The sequence below is a fragment of the Luteibacter sp. GL_149 genome (assembly GCF_057834065.1).
On record NZ_CM174395.1, the window covers coordinates 3,793,570 to 3,816,505 of the forward strand.

17 protein-coding genes are annotated in these 22,936 nt (G+C 63.3%); 11 read left to right on the forward strand and 6 right to left on the reverse strand.

Going from position 1 to position 22,936, the window contains the following annotated elements:
• The first annotated feature begins 9 nt into the window (after positions 1-9).
• From AC3IR3_RS16830 to AC3IR3_RS16845, 4 genes are read left to right on the forward strand one after another with little or no spacing between them, the layout of a single operon-like run.
• Positions 10-861, forward strand: coding sequence for a MurR/RpiR family transcriptional regulator (locus AC3IR3_RS16830; RefSeq protein WP_489193805.1), 852 nt, complete (start codon positions 10-12; stop codon positions 859-861).
• Between the two features lie 21 nt (positions 862-882).
• Positions 883-1,653 carry a L,D-transpeptidase family protein gene (locus AC3IR3_RS16835; RefSeq protein ID WP_489193806.1) on the forward strand — a complete coding sequence of 257 codons (771 nt, stop codon included), beginning with the start codon at positions 883-885 and terminating at the stop codon, positions 1,651-1,653.
• Positions 1,650-2,894, forward strand: coding sequence for a dicarboxylate/amino acid:cation symporter (locus AC3IR3_RS16840; RefSeq protein ID WP_489193807.1), 1,245 nt, complete (start codon positions 1,650-1,652; stop codon positions 2,892-2,894). The genes AC3IR3_RS16835 and AC3IR3_RS16840 overlap by 4 nt, the downstream gene beginning before the upstream one ends.
• A complete protein-coding gene (locus tag AC3IR3_RS16845) occupies positions 2,891-4,027 on the forward strand; it encodes an NAD(P)/FAD-dependent oxidoreductase (RefSeq protein WP_489193809.1) in 1,137 nt (378 codons plus the stop codon). Before AC3IR3_RS16840 ends, AC3IR3_RS16845 begins: the two co-directional genes overlap by 4 nt.
• 276 nt (positions 4,028-4,303) lie before the next feature.
• On the opposite strand, the gene sucD is transcribed toward AC3IR3_RS16845, so the two are convergent.
• Together sucD and sucC are read right to left on the reverse strand one after the other, a co-directional pair.
• Entirely contained in the window at positions 4,304-5,176 is an 873-nt protein-coding gene (gene sucD / locus AC3IR3_RS16850) for a succinate--CoA ligase subunit alpha (protein ID WP_489193810.1), read from the reverse strand.
• Between the two features lie 10 nt (positions 5,177-5,186).
• A complete protein-coding gene (gene sucC, locus AC3IR3_RS16855; protein WP_132144053.1) occupies positions 5,187-6,350 on the reverse strand; it encodes an ADP-forming succinate--CoA ligase subunit beta in 1,164 nt (387 codons plus the stop codon).
• 550 nt (positions 6,351-6,900) lie between these two features.
• Between sucC and AC3IR3_RS16860 the strand changes: the two genes are divergently transcribed.
• The 3 genes from AC3IR3_RS16860 (at position 6,901) to AC3IR3_RS16870 (ending at position 11,148) form a co-directional block, all read left to right on the forward strand.
• Positions 6,901-8,535 carry a sensor histidine kinase gene (locus AC3IR3_RS16860; protein ID WP_489196952.1) on the forward strand — a complete coding sequence of 545 codons (1,635 nt, stop codon included), beginning with the start codon at positions 6,901-6,903 and terminating at the stop codon, positions 8,533-8,535.
• 68 nt (positions 8,536-8,603) lie between these two features.
• Complete coding sequence (locus AC3IR3_RS16865; protein WP_489193812.1) at positions 8,604-9,992, forward strand: sigma-54-dependent transcriptional regulator; 1,389 nt, start codon at positions 8,604-8,606, stop codon at positions 9,990-9,992.
• Positions 9,993-10,104: 112 nt separating this feature from the next.
• Positions 10,105-11,148 (forward strand): fatty acid desaturase, encoded by a 1,044-nt coding sequence (locus AC3IR3_RS16870; RefSeq protein ID WP_489193814.1) that lies wholly within the window; start codon positions 10,105-10,107, stop codon positions 11,146-11,148.
• Between the two features lie 114 nt (positions 11,149-11,262).
• On the opposite strand, the gene AC3IR3_RS16875 is transcribed toward AC3IR3_RS16870, so the two are convergent.
• The 4 genes from AC3IR3_RS16875 to AC3IR3_RS16890 all read right to left on the reverse strand — a co-directional run bounded on the left by AC3IR3_RS16875 (position 11,263) and on the right by AC3IR3_RS16890 (position 17,824).
• Complete coding sequence (locus AC3IR3_RS16875; RefSeq protein ID WP_489193815.1) at positions 11,263-12,819, reverse strand: response regulator; 1,557 nt, start codon at positions 12,817-12,819, stop codon at positions 11,263-11,265.
• Positions 12,820-12,871: 52 nt separating this feature from the next.
• Positions 12,872-13,318 carry a response regulator gene (locus tag AC3IR3_RS16880; RefSeq protein WP_132144047.1) on the reverse strand — a complete coding sequence of 149 codons (447 nt, stop codon included), beginning with the start codon at positions 13,316-13,318 and terminating at the stop codon, positions 12,872-12,874.
• A complete protein-coding gene (locus tag AC3IR3_RS16885; protein ID WP_489193816.1) occupies positions 13,315-15,114 on the reverse strand; it encodes a sensor histidine kinase in 1,800 nt (599 codons plus the stop codon). The genes AC3IR3_RS16880 and AC3IR3_RS16885 overlap by 4 nt, the downstream gene beginning before the upstream one ends.
• Before the next feature lie 367 nt (positions 15,115-15,481).
• Entirely contained in the window at positions 15,482-17,824 is a 2,343-nt protein-coding gene (locus tag AC3IR3_RS16890) for a GH92 family glycosyl hydrolase (protein WP_489193818.1), read from the reverse strand.
• A 161-nt stretch (positions 17,825-17,985) separates the two neighbouring features.
• Between AC3IR3_RS16890 and AC3IR3_RS16895 the strand changes: the two genes are divergently transcribed.
• From AC3IR3_RS16895 to AC3IR3_RS16910, 4 genes are all read left to right on the forward strand, one after another.
• Entirely contained in the window at positions 17,986-19,035 is a 1,050-nt protein-coding gene (locus tag AC3IR3_RS16895) for a LacI family DNA-binding transcriptional regulator (RefSeq protein WP_489193821.1), read from the forward strand.
• A gap of 107 nt (positions 19,036-19,142) precedes the next feature.
• Positions 19,143-20,372, forward strand: coding sequence for an L-fucose:H+ symporter permease (gene fucP / locus AC3IR3_RS16900; RefSeq protein ID WP_489196953.1), 1,230 nt, complete (start codon positions 19,143-19,145; stop codon positions 20,370-20,372).
• Positions 20,373-20,447: 75 nt separating this feature from the next.
• Entirely contained in the window at positions 20,448-21,428 is a 981-nt protein-coding gene (locus AC3IR3_RS16905; protein ID WP_489193823.1) for a carbohydrate kinase family protein, read from the forward strand.
• Positions 21,425-22,642, forward strand: coding sequence for an AGE family epimerase/isomerase (locus AC3IR3_RS16910; RefSeq protein ID WP_489193824.1), 1,218 nt, complete (start codon positions 21,425-21,427; stop codon positions 22,640-22,642). Before AC3IR3_RS16905 ends, AC3IR3_RS16910 begins: the two co-directional genes overlap by 4 nt.
• Positions 22,643-22,936: the final 294 nt, after the last annotated feature.

Consider the following 22,936-nt stretch of genomic DNA (forward strand, 5'->3'; position numbering starts at 1 on the left):
GGTTCCCCCATGTCGCCACTGGTCAAGATTCGTTCCGAACGCGACAGCATGTCGGCGGTAGAGCGACGTATTGCCGACTTCATCCTCGAGAACGCGCTGCTGCTGCGCGACTATTCCTCGCAGCAACTGGCGAACGCACTCGGCATCAGTCAGTCCAGCGTCGTGAAATTCACCCAGAAGCTGGGCTTTCGCGGCTACCCCGATCTCAAGTATTCGGTAGGCGAGGCTATCGCACGCGACAACGGCGACGCGGATAGCGTGGCGACGGCCGCCGACGCATCGGACGATCCGCCCGGCGCCGTTCTGTGGCGACGCAAGAACGAAGCGGAGGAAGCCACGCGATTGATCAACTCTCGCGAAACCGTCGAGCGTACGGTGCAGGCCATCGACGCAGCCGGCCGGTCGGGCAAGGTGTTCATCATCGGCCTGGGCGAGGACGATATTTACGCGCGGGGGTTTGCGCTCAAGCTGTCGCTGCTCGGCATTCTCGCCATCTACCAGTTCGATGCCGCGCGCATGGCCGCCAATATATCCACGGCGCAGCCGGGCGATGTGCTGCTGGCATTCTCCGAACATGGCAAGCATCCGGGACTATGCAAGATCGCACGTTTTTTCCATGAACGCCGCGGCCAGGTGATTACGGTCACGCGGCACACTTCCAATCCACTGCGCGCTCTGGCGGATATCGCTCTGGTCGTTTCCGCACACGACGACCTGCCGTACATCCAGTCGCTGGTGTACCAGTCCTCGTTGCAGCACCTGCTCGATACCGTATTCGTCAGTCTTTGCGAAAGCGACGATACGCGTCATGCGCAATTGGTCGCCAACCTCGACCGCATCCAGCAAACGCTCGACTCCTGATCCGACCGGACGCCAACGCCCATGCCAGAACTTCGACGTTATCCGCGCGCTGTCACTGCTGCCCTGATGTTGTTTGCCAGTGCGATGCCGCATGTCTGTGCAACCGATGCACCTGTCGCATGGGCACGTTCCCGGCAGATGGTGGTGGTGATCGTCGACGACTGGAATACCGATCACGGCACGCTGCGTGCGTATACGCGCGACGGCGGTGCATGGCGCCCGGACGGCACCGCATCGGACGTGACGATCGGAAGCAATGGCGCCGCGTGGGGTATCGGTCTCAACCCCGCCCCGTCCGACGGACCCGTAAAGGTCGAAGGCGACAACCGTAGCCCGGCCGGCGTGTTCCACATTGGCCCCGCTTTCGGTTACGCGGAAACGAACGGAACCGGCATGCCGTATCGCGGACTCACGGCATCCGACTATTGTGTCGATGTCAGCGACTCGCCTTATTACAATCAACTCGTCGACGCGCGAAAGGTCGGAGAGAAAGCCGTCGAGGGTTCCACGGAACCCATGCGGCGCGACCTGCATTTCAATGGCGACCATGCCTACCGGATCGGCTTCGTGATCGAACACAACCCGGATGCACGCAAGGGCAAGGGCAGCTGCATTTTCGCGCACCTGTGGAAGTCGCCCACCTCGCCGACCGCGGGCTGTACGGCCATGACGGATACCACGATGGAACATCTGCTCGCGTGGCTCGACCCGAAGAAACAGCCCGTTTTCGTACTGCTGCCGAAGAACGAATACGCACGCCTGCGCAGCACCTGGCGGCTGCCGGCACCGTGACGCCGACCCGACGGGTACTCATCGGTCTGGCCGCCGGCGCCGTCCTCGGTATCGCGCTCGCCTCGTACGCGCCGGATACCGCCGTGCACGTGGCGGATGCCGTGCAGCCGCTTGGCAAACTGTGGCTGAGTGCGTTGCAGATGACCGTCGTGCCACTGGTGCTGGCGCTGGTCGTCGTCGGCGCGAATGCCGCGACGGATGCCGCCGCCTCGGGACGCATCGCCCGGCGCGCGCTGGTCGTCTTTATCGTGATCCTCGCCCTGGGCGCCGCGGTCGCCGCGCTCGCCGCACCCATGTTGTTCGCGTTGTTTCCGCGCAGCGCGGCACTGACCGACGCACTGAACCACGCGGTCGCGACACATGCACCCGTTGCGGCGGCGCCTGTTGGCTGGGCGGATTGGCTCGGCGGCATCGTGCCCACCAACGCGATCATGGCGGCGGCACAGAACGCCATGCTGCCGCTAGTGGTGTTCGCGATGTTCTTCGGTTTCGCGCTGACCCGCATCGAAGCGGTGCGCCGTACGCTGGTCGTCGGCTTTTTCCAGGCCGTTGCGGATGCGATGATCGTCATCGTGGGCTGGGTACTTGCGGTTGCGCCCTTTGGCGTCTTCGCGTTGATTCTCGCCGTCTGCGCACGCGCCGGCCTGCATATGCTCGGAGCGCTGGGCGTGTACGTGCTGGTGGAATGCGCGATCTATATCGTCGTCACCGCACTGATGTTGCCCGTCGTTCGCGTATGGGGCCGCGAATCGATGAGCCGTTTCGCCGTCGCCATCGTCCCGGCGCAGATCGTCGCGGCCAGCACACAGTCGTCGCTGGCTTCGATGCCCGCGATGCTGGAAAGCGCGGATCGGCGACTGGGCTATCCGCCGGCCGTCACCGCGCTCGTGCTGCCCATGGCCGTCTCGCTGTTCCGGTTGACCAGCCCCGTGCAGTACGTCGTCTCGGCGAGTTTTATCGCATGGGCTTACGGGATCGATCTTGGCGTGGCGCAACTGGCCGCCGGTGCGGCACTCGCGGTGGTGATAAGCCTCGGCTCGATCGGGCTGCCGGGACAGGTGACCTTTATCGCCACCAATCTTCCCGTCGCACAGGCGATGGGCTTGCCGGTCGGACCGCTAGGCCTGATGCTGGCGGTGGACACGCTTCCCGATGCGCTGGCGACGCTGGGCAACGTGACCGCGGATCTGGCGGCGACGAGCGTCGTCGCCGCTCAATCGCGTAAAGACGACGACGCATGAACGACACCACGAACTTCGACATCATCGTGATCGGCGCCGGCATCGCCGGTGCGTCGATCGCCTGGTTCCTCGCACCGCACGCGCGCGTGCTCATCCTGGAACGCGAAGCTTTCGCGGGCATGCATACGACGGGCCGCTCGGCCGCACATTTCAGCGAGTCCTACGGTTCGCCGCAGGTGCGCGCGCTGACTCGCGCCACGCGTCCATTCCTCGACCATCCGCCAGCCGGTTTCGCAGAGCATCCGCTGCTGCTTCATCGCGGCAATATCGTCATCGGCAACGCTTCGCAGGCCGATCGCGTGCGCGAGGAATACGACGCCGTGAAGCCGCACACGCACGACCTCGAACTGCTCGATGCCAGCCGCCTTCTCGCGATGGTGCCCGTGCTGCGCCCGGAAGCGGCGCATATCGCGCTGTTCGAACCCAGCTCCGCGGATATCGATGTCAACGAATTGCATCAGGGCTTCCTGCGCGGCGCACGCGCACGGGGAAGCCAGTTGCGTCTCGATGCCGATATTCGCGGCATCGCGCACAACGCCGGCCGCTGGGAAGTCGCCTGCGCGGAACGGGTCTATCGCGCGCCGGTGCTCGTGAACGCCGCCGGTGCATGGGCCGACGAAGTCGCCATGCAGGCGGGCGTCGCTCCCATCGGACTCGAACCCCGGCGCCGCTCCGCATTTCTTTTCGAGCCGCCTCCGGCCATCGATACGAGCACGTGGCCCTTCGTCGTGGACATCGACGAGACCTTCTATTTCAAACCCGACGCGGGCCTGCTGCTGGGATCGGCCGCGAATGCCGACCCCGTCTCGCCGCACGACGTGCAGCCGGAGGAATACGACATCGCGCTCGGCATCCATCGCATCGAGGAAGCCACGACGATGACGATCCGCCGTCCGACGCGTACGTGGGCGGGATTGCGTTCGTTCGTGGCCGATAGCGATCTCGTCGGCGGTTACGACACGGACGTGGAGGGGTTTTTCTGGCTTGCTGCGCAGGGCGGCTACGGCATACAGACCTCGGCGGCGATGGCCGAGGCGTGCGCGAATCTCGTGCTGCGCCGGCCGCTGCCGGCGCATCTGGTCGATGCGGGGGTGTCGGCACAGATGCTGGGGCCGGCAAGACTGCGGCGTTAGTCGACGGACTTTGCGCGACGACGACTTTTGCTCTCTGTGGGAGCGCGCCTGCGCGCGAAAGCCTACGGAGCAATGAAGCGGCAAGATCTCCATCGCGAGCCCAATCTCCGGGCTGCGGATGCCACGCATAGCATCTCCGCTCCGTAGGCTTTCGCGCGCAGGCGCGCTCCCACAAAGAGCACATAGAGAACGTGCAGAGAGCACCTATTGGCGAGCTGCAAACAAAAAGGCCGCGGCATTGCCGCGGCCTTTCATACTACGAACGCTTGCGCGCTCTTACTTCATCAGACCCGCGAGCGTCTTGCCGAGATCGGCAGGCGACTTCACGGTGGTGACGCCGGCTTTCTCCAGCGCCGCGAATTTCGCGGCCGCCGTGCCCTTGCCACCGGAGATGATCGCACCGGCATGGCCCATGCGCTTACCGGCCGGGGCCGAAGCGCCGGCGATGAACGAGACGACCGGCTTCTTCACGTACTGGGCGATGAACTCGGCGGCGTCTTCTTCCGCGCTGCCACCGATTTCGCCGACCATGATGATGCCTTCGGTCTGCGGATCGTCCTGGAACAGCTTCAGGCAATCGATGAAGTTCAGACCGTTGATCGGGTCGCCGCCGATGCCGATGCAGGTCGACTGGCCAAGGCCTTCGTTGGTGGTCTGGAAGACCGCTTCATAGGTCAGCGTGCCCGAACGCGACACGATGCCGACTTTACCCGGCTTGTGGATGTGACCCGGCATGATGCCGATCTTGCACTCGCCCGGGGTGATGATGCCGGGGCAGTTCGGACCGATCAGGATGGTGTCCGGATGCGACTTCAGCACGTTCTTGACGCGCAGCATGTCGAGGACCGGGATGCCTTCGGTGATCGTCACGATGACCTTGATGCCGGCTTCGACGGCTTCGAGGATCGAGTCGGCCGCGAACGGAGGCGGCACGAAGATGACCGACGCGTCGGCGCCGGTCTCGTTGACCGCTTCCTTCACGCTGTTGAAGACCGGCAGACCGATGTGCTCGGAACCGCCCTTGCCCGGGGTCACGCCGCCGACGACCTTGGTGCCGTAGTCGATGGCCTGCTCGGCGTGGAAGGTGCCCTGCTGGCCGGTGAAGCCCTGGACGAGAACCTTGGTGTTCTTGTTAACGAGGACGCTCATGGTTCTCTCCTCAGCCCTTGGCCGCAGCCACGGCTTTCTGGGCCGCGTCGTTGAGATCGTCGGCCGGCGTGATCGCCAGACCGGAGTTCGCCAGCAGTTCGCGGCCTTTCTCTACGTTCGTGCCCTGGAGGCGCACGATGACGGGGATCTTCAGACCGACTTCCTTCACCGCGGCGATGATGCCTTCGGCGATGAGGTCGCAGCGAACGATGCCGCCGAAGATGTTGACCAGGATGGCCTGCACCTTGTCCGACGACAGAATCAGCTTGAACGCTTCCGTGACGCGTTCCTTGGTGGCGCCGCCGCCGACGTCGAGGAAGTTGGCCGGCTCGCCGCCCGCCAGCTTGATGACGTCCATGGTGGCCATCGCGAGACCGGCACCGTTGACCATGCAACCGATCGTGCCGTCCATCGTCACGTAGTTGAGGTTATGGCGGATCGCGGCGGCTTCGGCTGCGTCTTCCTGCGTCAGGTCGCGCATGGCGGCCAGATCGGCGTGACGGAATTCGGCGTTGTCGTCCGAGTCGACCTTGCCGTCGAGGGCGGCAAGGTTGCCGTCTTCGAGCACGGCGAGCGGGTTCAGCTCGACCAGCGCGAGGTCTTTCTCGTTGAACAGCTTGTACAGGCCAAGCATGATCTTGGTCAGCTGGCCGACCTGCTTCGCGTTGAGATCCATCGCGAAACCGAGCTGGCGGCACTGGTACGGCTGCAGGCCTTCGACGAAGTCGACGGAGAACGTGTGGATGTCTTCCGGCGTCTCCTTGGCAACCTGCTCGATGTCCACGCCGCCGTGCTTGGAGGCGATGAACGAGATGGCCTTGGTATCGCGATCGACGAGGATCGAGAGGTACAGCTCGCGGGCGATGTTGGTCGCGTCGGTCACCAGCACCAGGTTGACGGGCAGCGCACGGCCGGCCGACTGGTAGGTTTCCATGTTGGTGCCGAGCATGCCCTTGGCAGCGGCGCGGACGTCGTCCAGGCTGCGGCAGAACTTGACGCCACCGGCCTTGCCGCGACCGCCGGCATGGATCTGGGCCTTAACCATCCACTGCGTGCCACCAAGGTGCTTGGCGGCGTCGACAGCGGCATCGGGAGAGTTGGCGACTTTGCCCGGCGGTACGGCGATGCCGTATTTCGCGAAGAGCTCTTTAGCCTGGTACTCGTGGAAATTCATTCGATACCTCGAGCGAACGGAAGAAAACGTACGAATGCGTACAAGCCAGCACGCGGCTTGTACGGGCATGGGGGATGGTGCGCGCGGGGGCGCGGCGCCTTCATGCAGTGCGTGGAGCCGACAGGACGTCGTCGGGTTTTCACACAATACGGCCGGGTATTTTCCCGGAAGGGCGCCCAGATGGAAAGGGGCGCGGTGTCATTGGCCGTTCGTGAAGGCCTTTGGCGGCTCAAGGGATGCTCTGAATTAAGTCGCATTGGGGGTTTGTGGATTAGCGGGGGATGGTGAAGCGGGGGTGGGGGTGGGAAGTGGGGGCGTCGATCCGGCGAACGCCTGAGGGGGCGGGTATCGCCCGGCGGAAGCTATCTCTGCGTGGCGTTTGTCGTTCCCTCAGGCGATCGCCGGAAGCACGCCCCCACTTCCCACCCCCCACCCCCGCTTCACCATCCCCAAACACCTCAACCGCCCGAAATGTGTATGACTGCTTCCGTCCACGCCTATACTGCCGGGGACTGAGGGACGCCAGGCGGAGGCTCGAACCGTGTCAACTATCGCGTCGAACCTCAACACGAGGAATAGCGGGGAAAATCAGAGCACGGCGCGTCACGAGCTCTTCTTTTTCAATTATTTCCGCCTGGGCCAGGCCGCTGTCTATATCGCCCTGGCTTTCCGGCCGGGCCACCTGGCGTGGCCTACCCTGCCCGATCCGTTGCTGGCCCGGGTCATGGCGCTGGCTTACCTGCTGGTCGCGCTGGTCATGGTGGCCCGCACCCGGCAGGCACTCAATCACCCGGTTATTGTCGTGTCCGCCGGCCTCGTCTTCGACGTACTGGCCGCGGCGGTAGCCCTGATCCTGATGCACGACGTGCGGATGGGCGTGGCGATGATGCTGGTGGTCAATATCGCCACCGGCTCGCTGCTGCTGCCGTTGCGACTGTCCATGTTCTTCGCCGCCGTGGCCTCGCTGGCCATGCTGGGGCATACCTTCTTCGACGTTCAGCCGGACAGCGGCGACCGCGAAATGCTGGAGTACGCCCTGTTTGGATTAGCGTATTTCGCTTCCGCATCATTGTGTTACGTGCTCGGCCGGAATATCCGCGCGTCCGAAGCACTGGCCGAGCAGCGCGGCATCGACCTGGCCAACCTCTCGCAGGTCAACGAACTCATCATCCGGCGCATGAAAACCGGCGTGCTGCTGGTGGACGAGGGCAACCGCATCCACCAGCTCAACGAATCGGCGTGGATGCTCATGGGCAATCCGTCGGCCGACCAGCGCGACCTGGGCACGCTGGCCCCGGAACTGTCCCGCCGCCTCTATCACTGGCGCACGGCGGGCAAACTGGACGAAACGGCCACGGCACTGGCCGACGGCGTCCCCGAGGTCGTGCCCCGCTTCTCCCGGCTGGCGCCCAACGACGATTCCCATGTCCTGATCTTCCTGGACGACACCTCGCTGCTGTCGCGCCGCGCCGAGGAACTGACCCTCAGCTCGCTGGGCCGGCTTTCGGCATCGATCGCCCATGAAATCCGCAATCCCCTGGCCGCCATCCACTATTCGGCGCAGTTGCTGGCCGAATCGACGGACATGAACGACACCGACCTGCGCATGGTCGAGATCATCAACAATCACTGTTCGCGGTTAAACGAAATTATCGAGAACATCCTCCAGCTGTCGCGCCGCGAGCGCTCCCGGCCGGAAACGCTCGACCTCAGCCAGTGGGTCCACCACTTCGTGGCCGAATACCGCCAGGGCAACGACCTGGGCGCCGACATTCTGCGTGCCGTGGCCCCGGGCGAACCGGTGGCCGCCGTCGCCGATCCCCAGCATCTGCAACAGGTAGCGTGGAATCTCGTCCAGAATGCACTGCGCTACGGGCGCATGCCGAACGAGCCGGCACGGGTGATGATCGTGGCGCGCAACTCCGATACGGGCACGCCCATCCTCGAAGTCATCGATCGCGGCCCCGGCATTCCCCCGAAAGTCGCCGCACAGATCTTCGAACCCTTCTTCACCACGCACGAATACGGCACGGGGCTTGGCCTCTACCTGGCTCGCCAGATGAGCGAAGCCAATCAGGCGGCGCTGGAATACGTACGCGTGGCCGGTGGCGGCAGCTGCTTCCGGATCAGCCTCACTCCCCCCGCACGAACCGCCGCCACCGCCCCCGTGGCGGCAAGAGCGTGAACGCCGCGCTTTGCGAAGGCGTCCGGGCAGGGTTAACCTTTCACGCTTAAGGACATCGACCGGAACTCATGAGCAAACAGACCGTACTGGTCATCGACGACGAGCGCGATATCCGCGAGTTGCTGACCATCACACTCGGTCGAATGGAACTCGACGTGGACGCGGTAGGCAGCGTCAGCGAAGCGCGGAGCGCACTGGCCGGTCGTCGTTACGACCTCTGCTTCACCGACATGCGCCTTCCCGACGGCAGCGGTCAGGAGCTGATCGAACTGATCAGCGAGACCTATCCGGAAACGCCGGTGGCCATGATCACGGCCTACGGCAACGTGGACGCGGCCGTGAACGCCCTGAAGGCCGGCGCTTTCGACTTCGTGTCCAAACCCGTCGACATCCAGTTGCTGCGACGACTGGTACGTACCGCGCTGAAGCTCTCCGAAGAACGTAAAGCCGAAGCCGGCGGCGCGAAGGGGACCCAGTCCTCCGACCGCCTCATCGGTACCTCGGCCGCGATGCAGCAGGTGCGCTCCACTATTTCCAAACTCTCGCGCAACCAGGCGCCGGTCTATATCGGCGGCGAGTCGGGCGTGGGCAAGGAACTGGTCGCCCGCCTGATCCACGAAATGGGCCCACGCGCTCCCGGCGCCTTCGTGCCCGTGAACTGCGGCGCCATTCCGTCGGAGCTGATGGAAAGCGAATTCTTCGGTCATCGCAAAGGCAGCTTCACCGGCGCCCACGCGGACAAGGAAGGCCTGTTCCAGGCGGCGCAGGGTGGCACGCTGTTCCTCGACGAAGTCGCGGAGCTGCCGCTGCACATGCAGGTCAAACTGCTGCGCGCCATCCAGGAAAAAGCGGTACGCCCCATCGGCGGCCGCGACGAAGTCCCCGTCGACGTGCGCATCCTGTCCGCCACGCACAAGGATCTGGCCGCGCTCGTCGAGCAAGGCCTGTTCCGTCAGGACCTTTTCTATCGCATCAACGTCATCGAACTGCGCGTTCCTCCGCTGCGCGAACGTCGCGGCGACGTACCCGCGCTGGCCGATTTCATCCTGCAACAACTGGCCACCGAATCGGGCATGCCCAGCGGCCGTCTGAAGCCCGACGCACTCGCGGCACTGGAGTCCTACCATTTCCCGGGCAACGTCCGCGAACTGGAAAACATCCTCGAGCGTGCCATGGCCATGGCCGAAGGCGATACGATCGAAGCAGGCGACCTGATGCTTCCCCAGCGCACCCATGCCGCCGACGGCACGGGCGGCGCGGCTGCCCCCGCGACATCCGCATTGCGCGGCACAACACACAGCGATGTGCCCCTGGAAGATTACATCTCCAACATCGAACGCGACACGATCGTGAAAGCACTCGAAGAAGCGCGCTACAACAAGACCGCCACCGCACGGAAGCTGGGCATCACGTTCCGTGCGCTGCGTTACAAGCTGAAGAAGCTGGGCATCGACTGATACCGTTGTCCGGTGCCCTACAACGCATGGCCTATTGCGTTTCGTTCGGAATAGACAAAAGCTCCCAGTACGTAACCGCGGACACCCTGTCCGTCTACGGGGAGCGCACGTCATGTCGGCATCGACGTCTGGGTTCAACGAATCGGCCCCACGGGATGGGGCGCTTCACGTTCGCGGCGTAGTGACCGGTTATGGCGCGGAACTTCGACGGCGCCATCCCTTCCTGAAACACCAGAATGCCCTCGGTGCCGGCATCATGGTTCTCGCACTGCTCGGCATGCTCGGCAGCGCCGCGCTCTATATCGGCGGGTTCATCGCCTGGTGGGCCTGCCTATTGCTGAACGCATTCTTCGCCTCGCTGCTGCACGAGATCGAGCACGACCTGTTACACGACCTCTACTTCCGCGGGACGCGAACGGCGCAGCACGTGATGCTCACGCTCTGCTGGCTTGCGCGACCGAGCACCATTAACCCATGGGTCCGTCGCCAGCACCACCTGAACCATCACAAATTGTCCGGCACCGAAGGCGACATCGAAGAGCGCACGCTTTCCAATGGCACCCCCTGGGGAATGCTGCGCCTGCTAATGGTCTGCGACCTGGTCGTCTCCACCGTCGTCATGATCGGCAGAGAGGACTCCATGGAAAAGAAACTCAGGCTCATCCGCATGGGTGGCAAGGCATATATGCCGCTGACCATCGTCAACTGGGGACTCTGGTATTTATTCCTCGGATTCCATGCGATCAACCTGCTTGCCAATGCATTCGACCATGCCATGGCATGGTCGAATGCAACGACAGATTTCATGCATATCGTAGATATCGTCGTAGTCGTGCTTATCGGACCCAACATCTTCCGAACACTCTGCCTGCACTTCATAACATCGAATATTCACTATTACGGCGACATCGAAGCAAACGACCTCGCCAAACAGGTTCAGGTACTCAACCCCTGGTGGCTGTGGCCGTTTCAGGCGTTCTGCTTCAACTTCGGTGCGACGCATGTCATTCACCACTTCGTGGTCAAGGAACCGTTCTATATCCGCCAGCTATCCGCGCCGGTGGCATACAAGGCGATGCGTGAAGCGGGAGTTCGTTTCAACGACTATGGAACGTTTCTGCGGGCGAACCGATGGACGCGCCCTTCCATATCGTGAAGCATGCGGACCGGCACCCACGAAAATGGAGCGGCATCGCCGCGACCGCAACGCATGGATCGACGAATCCCTCCCAACTGGTCAGGGAACTGCTCGTTGCAACAGCGCGACGGCTTAGACGACTTTCCCTTCGCTGGCATCCAGCGCCTCGCGCACCGTGCGCAACAACGCCCTTGCCTGCACGGGCTTGTCCAACACGTAAAGATGCTCCAGGGTCGGAAGTTCATCGAGGTTCGGCGGGGATTCGGGGCGGGCGAGGAGAAGTACCGAACGTTTGTAGCCACGCTCCAGCAATGCCGCCAGCGTACGCACTCCCGTGAACAGATTCATGTCGGCGTCCAATACGACAAGATCGGGAATGCCGTGCGCTTCGATCCATTGCAACGCGGCGGTGCCGCTCTGGCTCGCGCCGGCCTGATAGCCGTAAGCATCCAGGGTATCGACCAGCAGCGAGAGCTGCATCGCTTCTTCGACGACAACCAGTACGCGCTCGGCTTCGCCAAGCAGGCCGGTTTCGGTACGCATCGTTTCCGCGATCGAGTCGTCGCCTTCGGCAAGCGGCAGGTACAGGTGGAATTGCGTGCCTTCGCCGGGTTTGCTGCGCACACGCATGACACCACCGTGGCTGGCGATGATGCGTTTGCACGAAAGCAGACCGAGCCCGGTGCCGGTTTCCTTGGTGGTAAAGAACGGTTCGAACAGACGCTGGAGGACGTCCTGCGACATCCCCACGCCAGAATCGATCACGCTCAGGCGAAGATAGCGACCCGCGGCGGGCTGCTCCCCTTCGACGAAGAAGTCCTCGGGAAGATTGATCTGTGCTGTTTCGACGCGAAGCTGTCCTCCATCGGGCATGGCCTGAAGCGCATTGAGGCACAGGTTAAGCAGACACTGCTGCAGTTCGGTGTGGTTGCCTTCGATGGAAATTTCCGGGTCGAAAACATCGACATCCATCTGTACCGTGCGCGGCACACTGCCCTGCATCAATAATTTCAGCGCATCGAGTAACGCCCCGAGACGCACCTGCTCCGCGCGACGTGCGCCACGGGCGAACGAAAGCATCGACGAAACCATTTCCAGTCCGCGCCGTCCGCAGTCGCGGACCAGCGCACCGAGACGCGCCAGGCGCGGATCGTCGGCGTAGTCCTGCAAAGTATCCCCGGCCAGCAGTAACGGCTGAAGAAGGTTTCGCAGATCGTGACTGAGACCGCCAGCCAGCAACGCAAGGCTCTCGAAGCGCTGCGCACGAATCAGTTCCAGCTCGGCGCGCGCACGCGCACGCTGCTCTTCGGCCTCGCGCAATGCGCGACGCACCGCGGACGCAAGACGCGCGGTGTTCTGTTTGAGGATGTAATCGGTGGCACCGTTGCGCAACGCTTCGATGGCCGCCTCTTCGCCCAATGTCGCCGAAACGAAGATAAACGGGATATCGCTACTGCGCTCCCGCAACACCTCCAGCGCACGTTCGCCGCTGAATACCGGCATGCTCAGGTCGGAAAGAATGATATCCGGGTGGAACTCGTCCAGCGCCCGCGTGAAGGCCGCCTCGTCCTCGACCAGACGCACCTCGTACGCGAGGCCGTCCATATCGAGCTCCGAAAGCACGAGCTCCGCGTCGAGCGGGCTGTCCTCGACCTGGAGAATCCGGACCTTTTGCGCTTGTCCATTCATGTGGGTATGGATCTCGTCGTTCCGCTCGTGACTCTGGTTCGGATGGGGTGGTTCAGATGGGATCGGGGCGCTGGTTCAGCACTGCCCAGAAGTGACCGAGCGTCTGCACCGCGGTGAAGAACTGCTGCGCATCGACGGGCTTCAGCACATAGGCGTTGACGCCAAGATCCCAGCTCCGCGCCAGATCGCTTTCCTCGCGGGAAGACGAAAGAATGACCACGGGCAGGCGCCGGCGCTGTTCGTCCGTACGCAACTGCTTCAGTACTTCGAGACCATCCATTCGCGGCATCTTGATGTCGAGCAGCACGACGGCGGGATCGCCCTCGGGGCGATCGGCGAAGCGGCCGCGACGATAGATATAGTCGAGACAATCGACACCGTCCTCGACATGGACGATGGGATTGGCGAGCTTGGCCTCGCGAAGTGCATCCATCGCCATTTCAGCGTCGGCGCTGGAGTCTTCGACGAGCAGGATGGTGCGCAGGTCGCGTTGGTTCATGTGTCACCCATTCTTGAGCCCGGCACATCGGAGGCCGGTAGTGAAAAGTGGAAAGTTGCGCCGCGGTCGACTTCGCCGTCGGCCCAGGTCCGTCCGCCGTGGCGCGCGATGATGCGGCGTACGTTGGCCAGGCCGATGCCGTTGCCGGGAAATTCCGAAGCGCGATGCAGACGCTGGAACACGCCGAAAAGTTTGCCCGCGTACTGCATGTCGAAACCGGCACCGTTGTCCGATACCGTGAATTCGTAGTCTCCGGTACCCGTGCGGCCGAGTTTGACCTCGATCACCGCGCGCTCCCGGTGGGATGTGTACTTCACCGCATTGCCCAGCAGGTTCTGCCAGACCGTGCGCAGCATGTTTTCGTCGCCGATCACGATGGGCAGCGGTGCGATGCGCCAGTCGATGTGTCGTTCCTGCGTATCCGATTCGAGAAGCGCCTTCGCTTCTTCGACCAGCGACTGCATGTCGACCGGTTGCAGACGCAACGCGCCGCGCCCGAGTCGCGAGAAAACCAGCAGATCGTCGATCAACTGGGCCATGCGCCGGGAAGAGCTGCTGATGACGTCGATGTAATGACGCGAGCGCTCGTCGGCATCTTCTCCAAGCTGGGCTTCCAGCTTGCCGGCGAAACCGGAGATATGCCGCAACGGAGCACGCAGATCGTGCGATACCGAATAGCTGAACGCTTCGAGCTCGCGATTCACGTCCGAGATCTGTTCGACCTTGCCTTCCAGCTGACGGTTCAGTTCGTTGACCTTCTGCTCGACCAGCGCACGCGCGGTGATATCGCTTACCGTCAGCAGCAATGCCGGCTTTTTGCTGTCGGGCTGATGGATGCGACGGGCGTTGATCACCACGAAGCGGTCGATGCCATCGACCGTGCGCTGGGTAAGCTCGTAGTCCCACAGTTCGCGATCGCGCGCTATCACGTCGTTCAGCCGCTGCAACAGGGCGCCATCGGTCCAGGCACCGTCGCCAACGTCCTGAAGCGGAATACTGCTATCCCGATCGCTGTCGATACCGTAGAGCTCGCCGAAGGCGGTGTTCACCAGCAGCGTGCGCAGGTCGTCGTCGAGCATGGCGATCGGCTCGCGGACGGCTTGCACGATCAGCAGCGAACGCTGCACGGCTTCCTGCATTCTCGATTCGGCATTCAGGCGGATGGCTATCTGCCGCTCGGAAACGACGACGACGATACCCAGCAAGGCTATCTGCGCCAGCGCCGCGATCAGCAGTACGAGCCGGTTATTCGTGGCCAGTTCGTTCGCGTGTTCGCGACGCGCGACGAGCAGGGTGTCTTCTTCGGCCACTACCTGAGTGATCAGGTCGCGGAAAGCAAAGAGCTTTCGGGAATCTTCCATCGATTCGAGCGCGCCGGCGCGGTCGCCGGCACGCAGGCGCTTGAGTGCCTGATCCATCAGTACGATACGACCGTTTGCCACGGCTTCCAGCGCGCCAAGACGCGTCATCTGCGAAGGATTGTCGCGCATCATGTCGCGCAGGTTGCCGAGAACGCCGGGAACCGTCTTTCGCGCGCCTACGGTGCGGTCTTCCAGCACGGGATCGATAACGGCACCCGGCGCAAGCATGGTGTAGACGGCCGCTTCGTTGTCGCGCAGAGCGGCTTCCAGGCGATAGACGCCTGTCTTGACCTCGGCGGTATGCGTCACCCAGTCACGCGAAACGAGTGCATCGTCGGCGCTTGAGCGCGTCACGATATAGGGGAGCCCTACGATCACCACAACGGCGACCAGCAGGCCGGCCATACGCCAGCGCAGTCCGATACGTTGGATCATGCGACCACTACCCTCACAGCCCTTCCTGCCCGGGACGGACACGCATTCTGGCACGCTTCGCGCGTGCATGGTGTTGACGGGACGGTCACGGAGGCCTCGGAATCGATGCAACAGGCGCCCCTTCGCTTAACCCGGACGCGTCCGATTTAACGGAATACGACCGGGAGCGAGTGCGCGCCTGTCCTGCAGGAGGCGTGCTTTTTGCAGGAGGTGGCGTGAAACCGTCGTGAGGGGTGGGGTTGCCGCGTCGTCGCTCCGTTGGCTTTCGCCCGCAAGCGGGCTCCTACAAGAGCGGCGGTGCGGTTTTTTGTAGGAGCCCGCTTGCGGGCGAAAGCCAACGGAGCGACGACGAAGAAATGCCAGTTACTTACTGCGCCGCCTTCGACATCGAAGAAGGCCGCGCGGAAGGCGCGGTACCCCAGGTCTTGTTCGGCTGCGTCTGCATCGTGAACTTCAGTTCGCCACCCGCGACGATTTCCTCATGGCGGACATACGTGCGATCGAGCGGCTTGCCGTTCAACGTGACCTGTCCGACATACGGATGCGACGCATCCAGATGCTCGGCGGACACGGTGAAGTGCTTCCCATCCGGAAGATTCAGCGTGACCTTGTTCACGAAGGGGCGACCAATCACGTACTCGTTGCTGGCCGGCGTAACCGGATAGAAGCCCATCGCCGTGAACACGTACCAAGCCGACATCTGGCCAAGATCGTCGTTACCTACCAGTCCGGTCGGCGTGGGCGTGTACTGGGTATCCATGACCGTCTTCAGGCGCTCCTGCGTCTTCCACGGCTGACCCGCGAAGTCGTACAGATACGCCATGTGATGGCTCGGTTCGTTGCCGTGCGCATACCAGCCGATCAGGCCGGTAATGTCTTCGACGTGCGCGAATGCCTTCGGATCGACCTTCGCGTCGAATACCTCGTCCAGCTTCTTCACGAAGTTGTCGTCGCCACCCAGCGCACTCACCAGACCCGCGATGTCCTGCGGCACGAACCAGGAGTACTGGTACGCATTGCCTTCGGTGAAATCGCTGCCGTAACCGGCCTGTCCCGGATCGAACGGTTCGCGGAAGGCGCCATCGGATTTGCGCGCGCGTACGAAACCGGTTTTCGTATCGAAGCTGTTGCGCCAGTTACCGGCCCGCTTCGTGAACGTATCGGCGATGTCGTTCTGTCCCATGGCGCGGGCCATCTGCGCCAGCGACCAGTCGTCGTACGCGTATTCGACCGTCTTCGACGCGGCTTCCGGCTGACGGTCGATCGGCACGTAACCGAGCTTCATATAGTCGTCGAGGCCACCGTACGGACCATAGGACGCACTGGCCACCATGGCATCGAGCGCGGCCTTGGCGTCGTAACCGCGGATGCCCTTCATATAGGCATCGGCGATCACGGGAACGGCGTGGTAGCCGATCATGCACCATGTCTCCATGCCCTGGTACGCCCACACGGGCAGGATACCGAACGGACTGGATTGCTGCGAGGCGATCAGCGAGCTGACGAAATCGTTGCTCTTTGCCGGCTGGAGCAGGGTCATCAACGGCTGCTGCGCGCGGAACACGTCCCACAGCGACCACGTGGAATAGAAGTCGAAGCCTTTCGCCGTATGCACCTGATTGTCCGGACCGCGGTATTCGCCGTTGACGTCCATGGACAGACCCGGCGCGATCATCGCGTGATACAGGGCCGTGTAGAACGTCTCGCGCGTCTTCGCCGGCGCGTCGACATCGACCGTGGCCAGCGCCTTTTCCCACGCCCCGCGCGCTTCGGCGCGGCGGGCGTCGAAGTCGAAACCGACGCCATCCTTGTCGAGGTTGGCGATCGCGTTGTCCTCGCTGACCGAGGACACGGCGACCTTGACGATCAGCGGCTTGTCGAGCGGACCGAAGTCGAACACGCCTTCCAGCGCCCGGCCGGCCTGCCCGTCGCGGTCTTCCGCACGATTTCCGGGGCCGCCAAAGCCGTGATAGACGATGTCCTTCTCGCGGTTGTAAAGCATGCGCGAGGTCATCGGCTGATTGAAACGCATGGCGAAGAAGAGCTGCCGACCCGGCGCCCAGCCGCGAGTCGAACGACCGCCGGTCACCGTACCGTCGGCGCGAACGCGCAGGCTCGCCCACAGGACCTTGCCGTCGTAGTCGTAAATGCTGGGCCGAAGATCCATCAGCACGTGAGCCGGCTTGCCCTTCGGAAAGGCGTAGCGATGCCAGCCCACGCGCGTCCCGGCGGTCAGTTCCGCGCGAATGCCGTAGTCGGCCAGCGTGACCGCGTAGTAACCTGCCTCGGCTTTCTCGCTCTTGTGATCGAAGCGCGACCGATAGCCACTGCCCGGCTGGTCCGGGGTACCGGGGTCCAGCCGCACGTCGCCGGCAATCGGCATCACCAGTACGTCACCCAGGTCCGAATGTCCGCTGCCGGAGAAGTGGGTATGCGAAAAACCGAGGATGCTGTTGTCGCCGTACTGATAGCCTGCCGCCCACTTATAGGCGTGCTTGAAGTCGGGCATGGCCGTGTCGGGACTGAGCTGGATCATGCCGAAGGGCACCGTGGCGCCCGGGAAGGTATGTCCGTCGCCACCCGTGCCCACCATGGGGTCGACCGCGGACCAGGCGCTGACTGGCTTGCCGGCCGCCGCGACCCCGACCGCGAAGGGGACGGACAACGCCGCGGCCAGCAGGCCACGACGCAGACGGATGAACTTCGACATTCGGCTTCCCCTCGATCGGATCGTTACAATGGATTTGGATCGTGATAAACGGACCGAAGCTACCAAACTTGCTTCGCCGATGCATGTTGCAGTGCGTGATGCCTTGTTTGCCGTCCCGAGCGATGATCGCCCGGATTTAGATCGTTTGAAGGAACGAGTCGATGCCTAAGCCACCCCCGCAGCGCCGCAAGGTCACCCTCGCCGATATCGCGCTGGGGTGTGACGTTTCGCGCGCCACTGTCTCGCTGGTGTTGCGCGGCAGTCCGCTGGTCAATTCAGCCACACGGGCCAGGGTCGAGGCCGAACTGAAGCGACAGGGCTACGTGTACAACCGCGCCGCGGCCAACCTGCGCCGCCGTACCTCGTCCAGCATCGGCCTGGTCGTCAACGACCTGGGCAACCCCTTCTTCGCCGAATTCGCGGCAGGTGCCGACGAAGCGCTGGGCCGCGCCGGCTTCGTCACCCTGCTGGGCAATACGGGCGAATCGCCCGAGCGCCAGCAGGCGGTACTCAACTCGCTGGTCGAACACGGTCCGGCGGGCATCATTCTCTCGCCCGCCGAGGGCAGCGAAGGCGAGCGCGTGCTTGCCGCGGTCGGCGTCCATACGCCTCTGCTGGTCTTCAACCGCGAACTGCCCGACGCCCAGGGCGAGCATCGCTGGGACACGCTGGAAATGGACAACGAGCGTGGCGCCCGCCTCGCCACCGAACATCTCATCGGCCTGGGCCACCAGCGCATCGCCTTCTTCGGCGGCCACCGCGACTCCAGCTCCGTGGAACAACGCCGCCGCGGCTATGCCGGCGCCATGCGCGATGCCGGGCTCCCCATCGACCCCGCCTGGCTGATCGAAAGCGCTCCCACGCGCCTCGAAGCCGCGCGGCAGACAGGCGCGCTGTTTCTGCGCGATCCCGCTCCCACGGCCGCGGTTTGCTACAACGACGCCGTCGCGCTTGGCCTGATGCTTGGCCTCACCCGGCGTGGACGGCGCCCGGGCGAGGATTTCGCCCTCACCGGCTTCGACGATGTCGCCGAGGCTTCCGTCAGTGTTCCGCCTCTTACCACCATCGCCGTCGATCCACGGGGTCGCGGCAGGCAGGCGGCAGAACTCATCCTGAGCAGACTTTCCAATCCAGACGCGGCACCCGGCCATACGATCGCGCCAGTGCAGCTGGTGATTCGCGAAAGCAGCTGCGCACCCCATTCTTCCTGACCCCAACGGAGCGCCCCATGGCTATTGCTTCCGCGCCAACACCGCCCGCGTCGTCCGCCAAGGCTGGCGACACCCGTTACACCTACTTCCCTCTCGCCCTTGGCGTGATGACCACGATCTTCTTCATGTGGGGTTTTCTTACCTGCCTGAATGACATCCTGATTCCCCACCTGAAAGCCGTGTTCGAACTGAGCTATGCGCGCGTCATGCTCATCCAGTTCACCTTCTTCGGCGCGTACTTCCTGATGTCGCTACCCTCCGGCCGCCTGGTCGCGGCGCTCGGCTACAAGAAGGGCATCGTGGCCGGTCTGGCCATCGCAGGTGTCGGCGCACTCGGCTTCTGGCCGGCCGCCGCGCTGCATAACTACGAAGCGTTCCTCGGCGCGCTGTTCGTCCTGGCCACCGGCATTACGGTGCTCCAGGTCGCAGCCAACCCGTATGTCGCCCTGCTCGGACCCGAACGCACCAGCTCCAGCCGCCTCACGCTGGCCCAGGCGCTCAACTCCGCCGGTACGGCCATTGCGCCGATCTTCGGCGGCTTGCTGATCCTGGCCAATACGGTCAAGAGCGGCGACGAGATCGCGAAGCTTTCCGCCGCCGAACAGCTCACCTACCGCGCTCAGGAAGCCAGCTCGGTGCAGGGCCCGTATGTCGGACTTGCCATCGTGCTCTTCCTGCTCGCCATCTTCGTCTGGCTGTTCCGCCTGCCGGCTCTCGAGGAATCCACCGAGAAAGCCGACACGTCGAAGCACACGCTGAAGGACGCCCTGCGTTATCCGCACGTGCTGTTCGGTGTGCTGGGCATCTTCTTCTACGTGGGCTCGGAAGTGTCGATCGGCAGCTTCCTGGTCAACTACCTGCACATGCCGGAGATCGGCAACTTCAGCGAGAAGGAAGCCACCCACTACGTTTCGGCGTACTGGACGCTGGCAATGATCGGTCGCTTCATCGGCTCCGCCCTGCTGGTCAAGATCTCGCCGCGCCTGCTGCTTGGTCTGTTCGCCATTATCAACCTCGTGTTGCTGCTGACCACCATGACGACAACCGGCATGGTCGCCGTTTACAGCATCGTGGCCATCGGTCTGTTCAACTCGATCATGTTCCCGACGATCTTCTCGCTGGGTATCGAAGGTCTCGGCCCCCTGACCGGCAAGGCCTCAAGCCTGCTGATCATGGCGATCGTCGGTGGCGCGCTGATGCCTTATATCCAGGGCCTCTTCGCCGACCACATCGGCGTGCAGCACGCCTTCTTCATTCCGCTCATCGGTTACGCGTACATCGTGTTCTACGGATTCAGCGGCTCCAAGGTTCGTGCGGTCCCCACCGTCACGCACTGACCATCACGTCTGGCGACGGCCGGCATTCGACCGGCCGTCGCGCAGTTTCCTCGCCATAGGACAGGCTTCAATCGCATGGCATCCATTCTTTGCTTCGGCGAAGCGCTGATCGACTTTCACGCGCAGCCGCAAGCTGGCGGCAACCAGCCGCCTGCCTTCGTTCCCTTTGCCGGCGGCGCTCCCGCCAATGTCGCCGTCGCCGCCGCGCGCCTGGGCGCCCGCTCGCGTTTCGCGGGCATGCTAAGCCGCGACATGTTCGGCGATTTCCTGCTGAAGAGTCTCGACGAACTCGGCGTCGGCACGACCGATGTCGTGCGCACCGACGAGGCACGCACCGCACTTGCCTTCGTCGCGCTCGACGAATACGGCGAGCGCAGTTTCAGTTTTTATCGTCCGCCAGCCGCCGACCTGCTTTTCCGGCCGGAACACTTCCGTGCGGAGACATTCGACGATGTGGCCATCTTCCACGTCTGCTCGAACAGCCTGACGGAAGCGGCGATTGCCGATACCACCATCGACGGCATGCGCCGTGCCCGCGCCGCGGGTGCGCTGGTCAGTTTCGACATGAATCTGCGTCCCGCCCTCTGGCCGCGCGACGAGGCACCGATGCCGCGCTTGTGGAACGCGCTGCTCGAAGCCGACATCGTGAAACTCAGCGCCGAGGAGTTCGCCTTCATCCATGCGGGCGCCGGTTCCGACGATGCATTGCTTGCCCGGTTGTGGCGTGGCGAAGCGAAGGTGCTGCTCGTGACCGACGGTAGCGAACCGATGCTCTGGTTCACCCGCGACGGACGCGGCACGATCCCCGGTTGGCCCGTCACGACCGTCGATGCGACGGCGGCGGGCGATGCCTTCGTCGGCGGCCTGCTGAGCCGTCTGGCCGACGAAAAAATCACGCGCGAAACGTTGCCCGGCCTGCTCGCCGACACGTCGCGCTTTCACGACCTGCTGCGTTTCGCCGCCGCGTGCGGTGCGATCACGGTCACCCGCAAGGGCTCGTTCACGGCCATCCCCGATCAGGCCGAAGTACGCGCCTTCATGGAGAAACACACATGACAACCGTACCTCTTCCCGATTTCCGCTCCGCCGATGTCCTTCGTGCGCACATCGCCAAAACGATGGCGTTCTACAAGCCCAACGAGATCGATCCGGCGGGTGGCTTCTTCCAGTACTTCAAGGACGACGGCAGCGTGTACAACCGCACGCACCGTCATCTGGTCAGCAGCACGCGTTTCGTTTTCAATCACGCGATGGCAGCCATCGAGTTCGGCAAGGCCGAAGACGTCGAAGCCGCCCGGCATGGCCTGAAGTATCTGCGCGACGTCCACCGCAATCCCGAAACCGGCGGTTACGCGTGGACCATCGAGTCCGGCAAGCCCGAAGACGAAACCTATCATTGCTATGGCGTGGCCTTCGTCCTGCTTGCGTATTCCTGCGGCGTGAAAGCCGGCATTACCGAAGCCGCCGCATGGATGGACGAAACCTGGGATCTGTTCGAGAAACACTACTGGGACCCGGCATACGGCCTGTACAAGGACGAAGCCGACAAGCACTGGAATTTCTCGGGCTATCGCGGCCAGAACGCCAACATGCACACGTGCGAGGCGATGATCGCCGCCTACGAGGCGACGGGTAACGACCGCTATCTCGATCGCGCGCTGCTGCTTGCCGACAACATGACGCAGCGTCAGGCAAAGCTCGGCGAGGGGCTGATCTGGGAGCATTACGACGTTCACTGGAACGTCGACTGGAAGTACAACCTCGACAATCCCAAGCACCTGTTCCGCCCGTGGGGATTCCAGCCCGGCCATCAGACCGAATGGGCGAAGCTGCTGCTGATGCTGGATCGCTATACGACCAAGCGTGACCAGTCGATCGCCTGGCTGGTACCGACGGCGCAGCATTTCTTCGACAAAGCACTAGCCCATGCCTGGGACGACGAGCACGGCGGCATCGCCTATGGCTTCTCGCCCGAAGGCTATGTGTGCGACGACGACAAGTATTTCTGGGTTCAGGCCGAATCGCTCGCCGCCGCCGCACTGCTGCACGATCGCACCGGCGAGCCGCGTTATGCGGTGTGGTACGACAGGATCTGGGCGTATTCGTGGGAACACTTCGTCGATCACGAGTACGGTGCCTGGTATCGCATTCTCACGCGCGATAACAGGAAGTACGACGACGAGAAGAGTCCGGCCGGGAAGACCGATTACCACACGATGGGCGCGTGCTATGAGGTGATGGCGCTTATCCGGCGGGGTGGGAAGCCTTGAGGTAGCTACGGAGCGGCATCGCCGCTCCGGTGGCTTTCGCGGACAAAGTCCGCTCCCACCGGAGCCGGTTTTCTGGTGGGAGCGGACTTTGTCCGCGATGGACGCCCTAGAGGAAGAGTCCGGCCGGGAAGACCGATTACCACACGATGGGCGCGTGCTATGAGGTGATGGCGCTTATCCGGCGGGGTGGGAAGCCCTGAGGTAGCTACGGAGCGGCATCGCCGCTCTGTCGGCTTTCGCGGACAAAGTCCGCTCCCACCGGAGCCGGTTTTCTGGTGGGAGCGGACTTTGTCC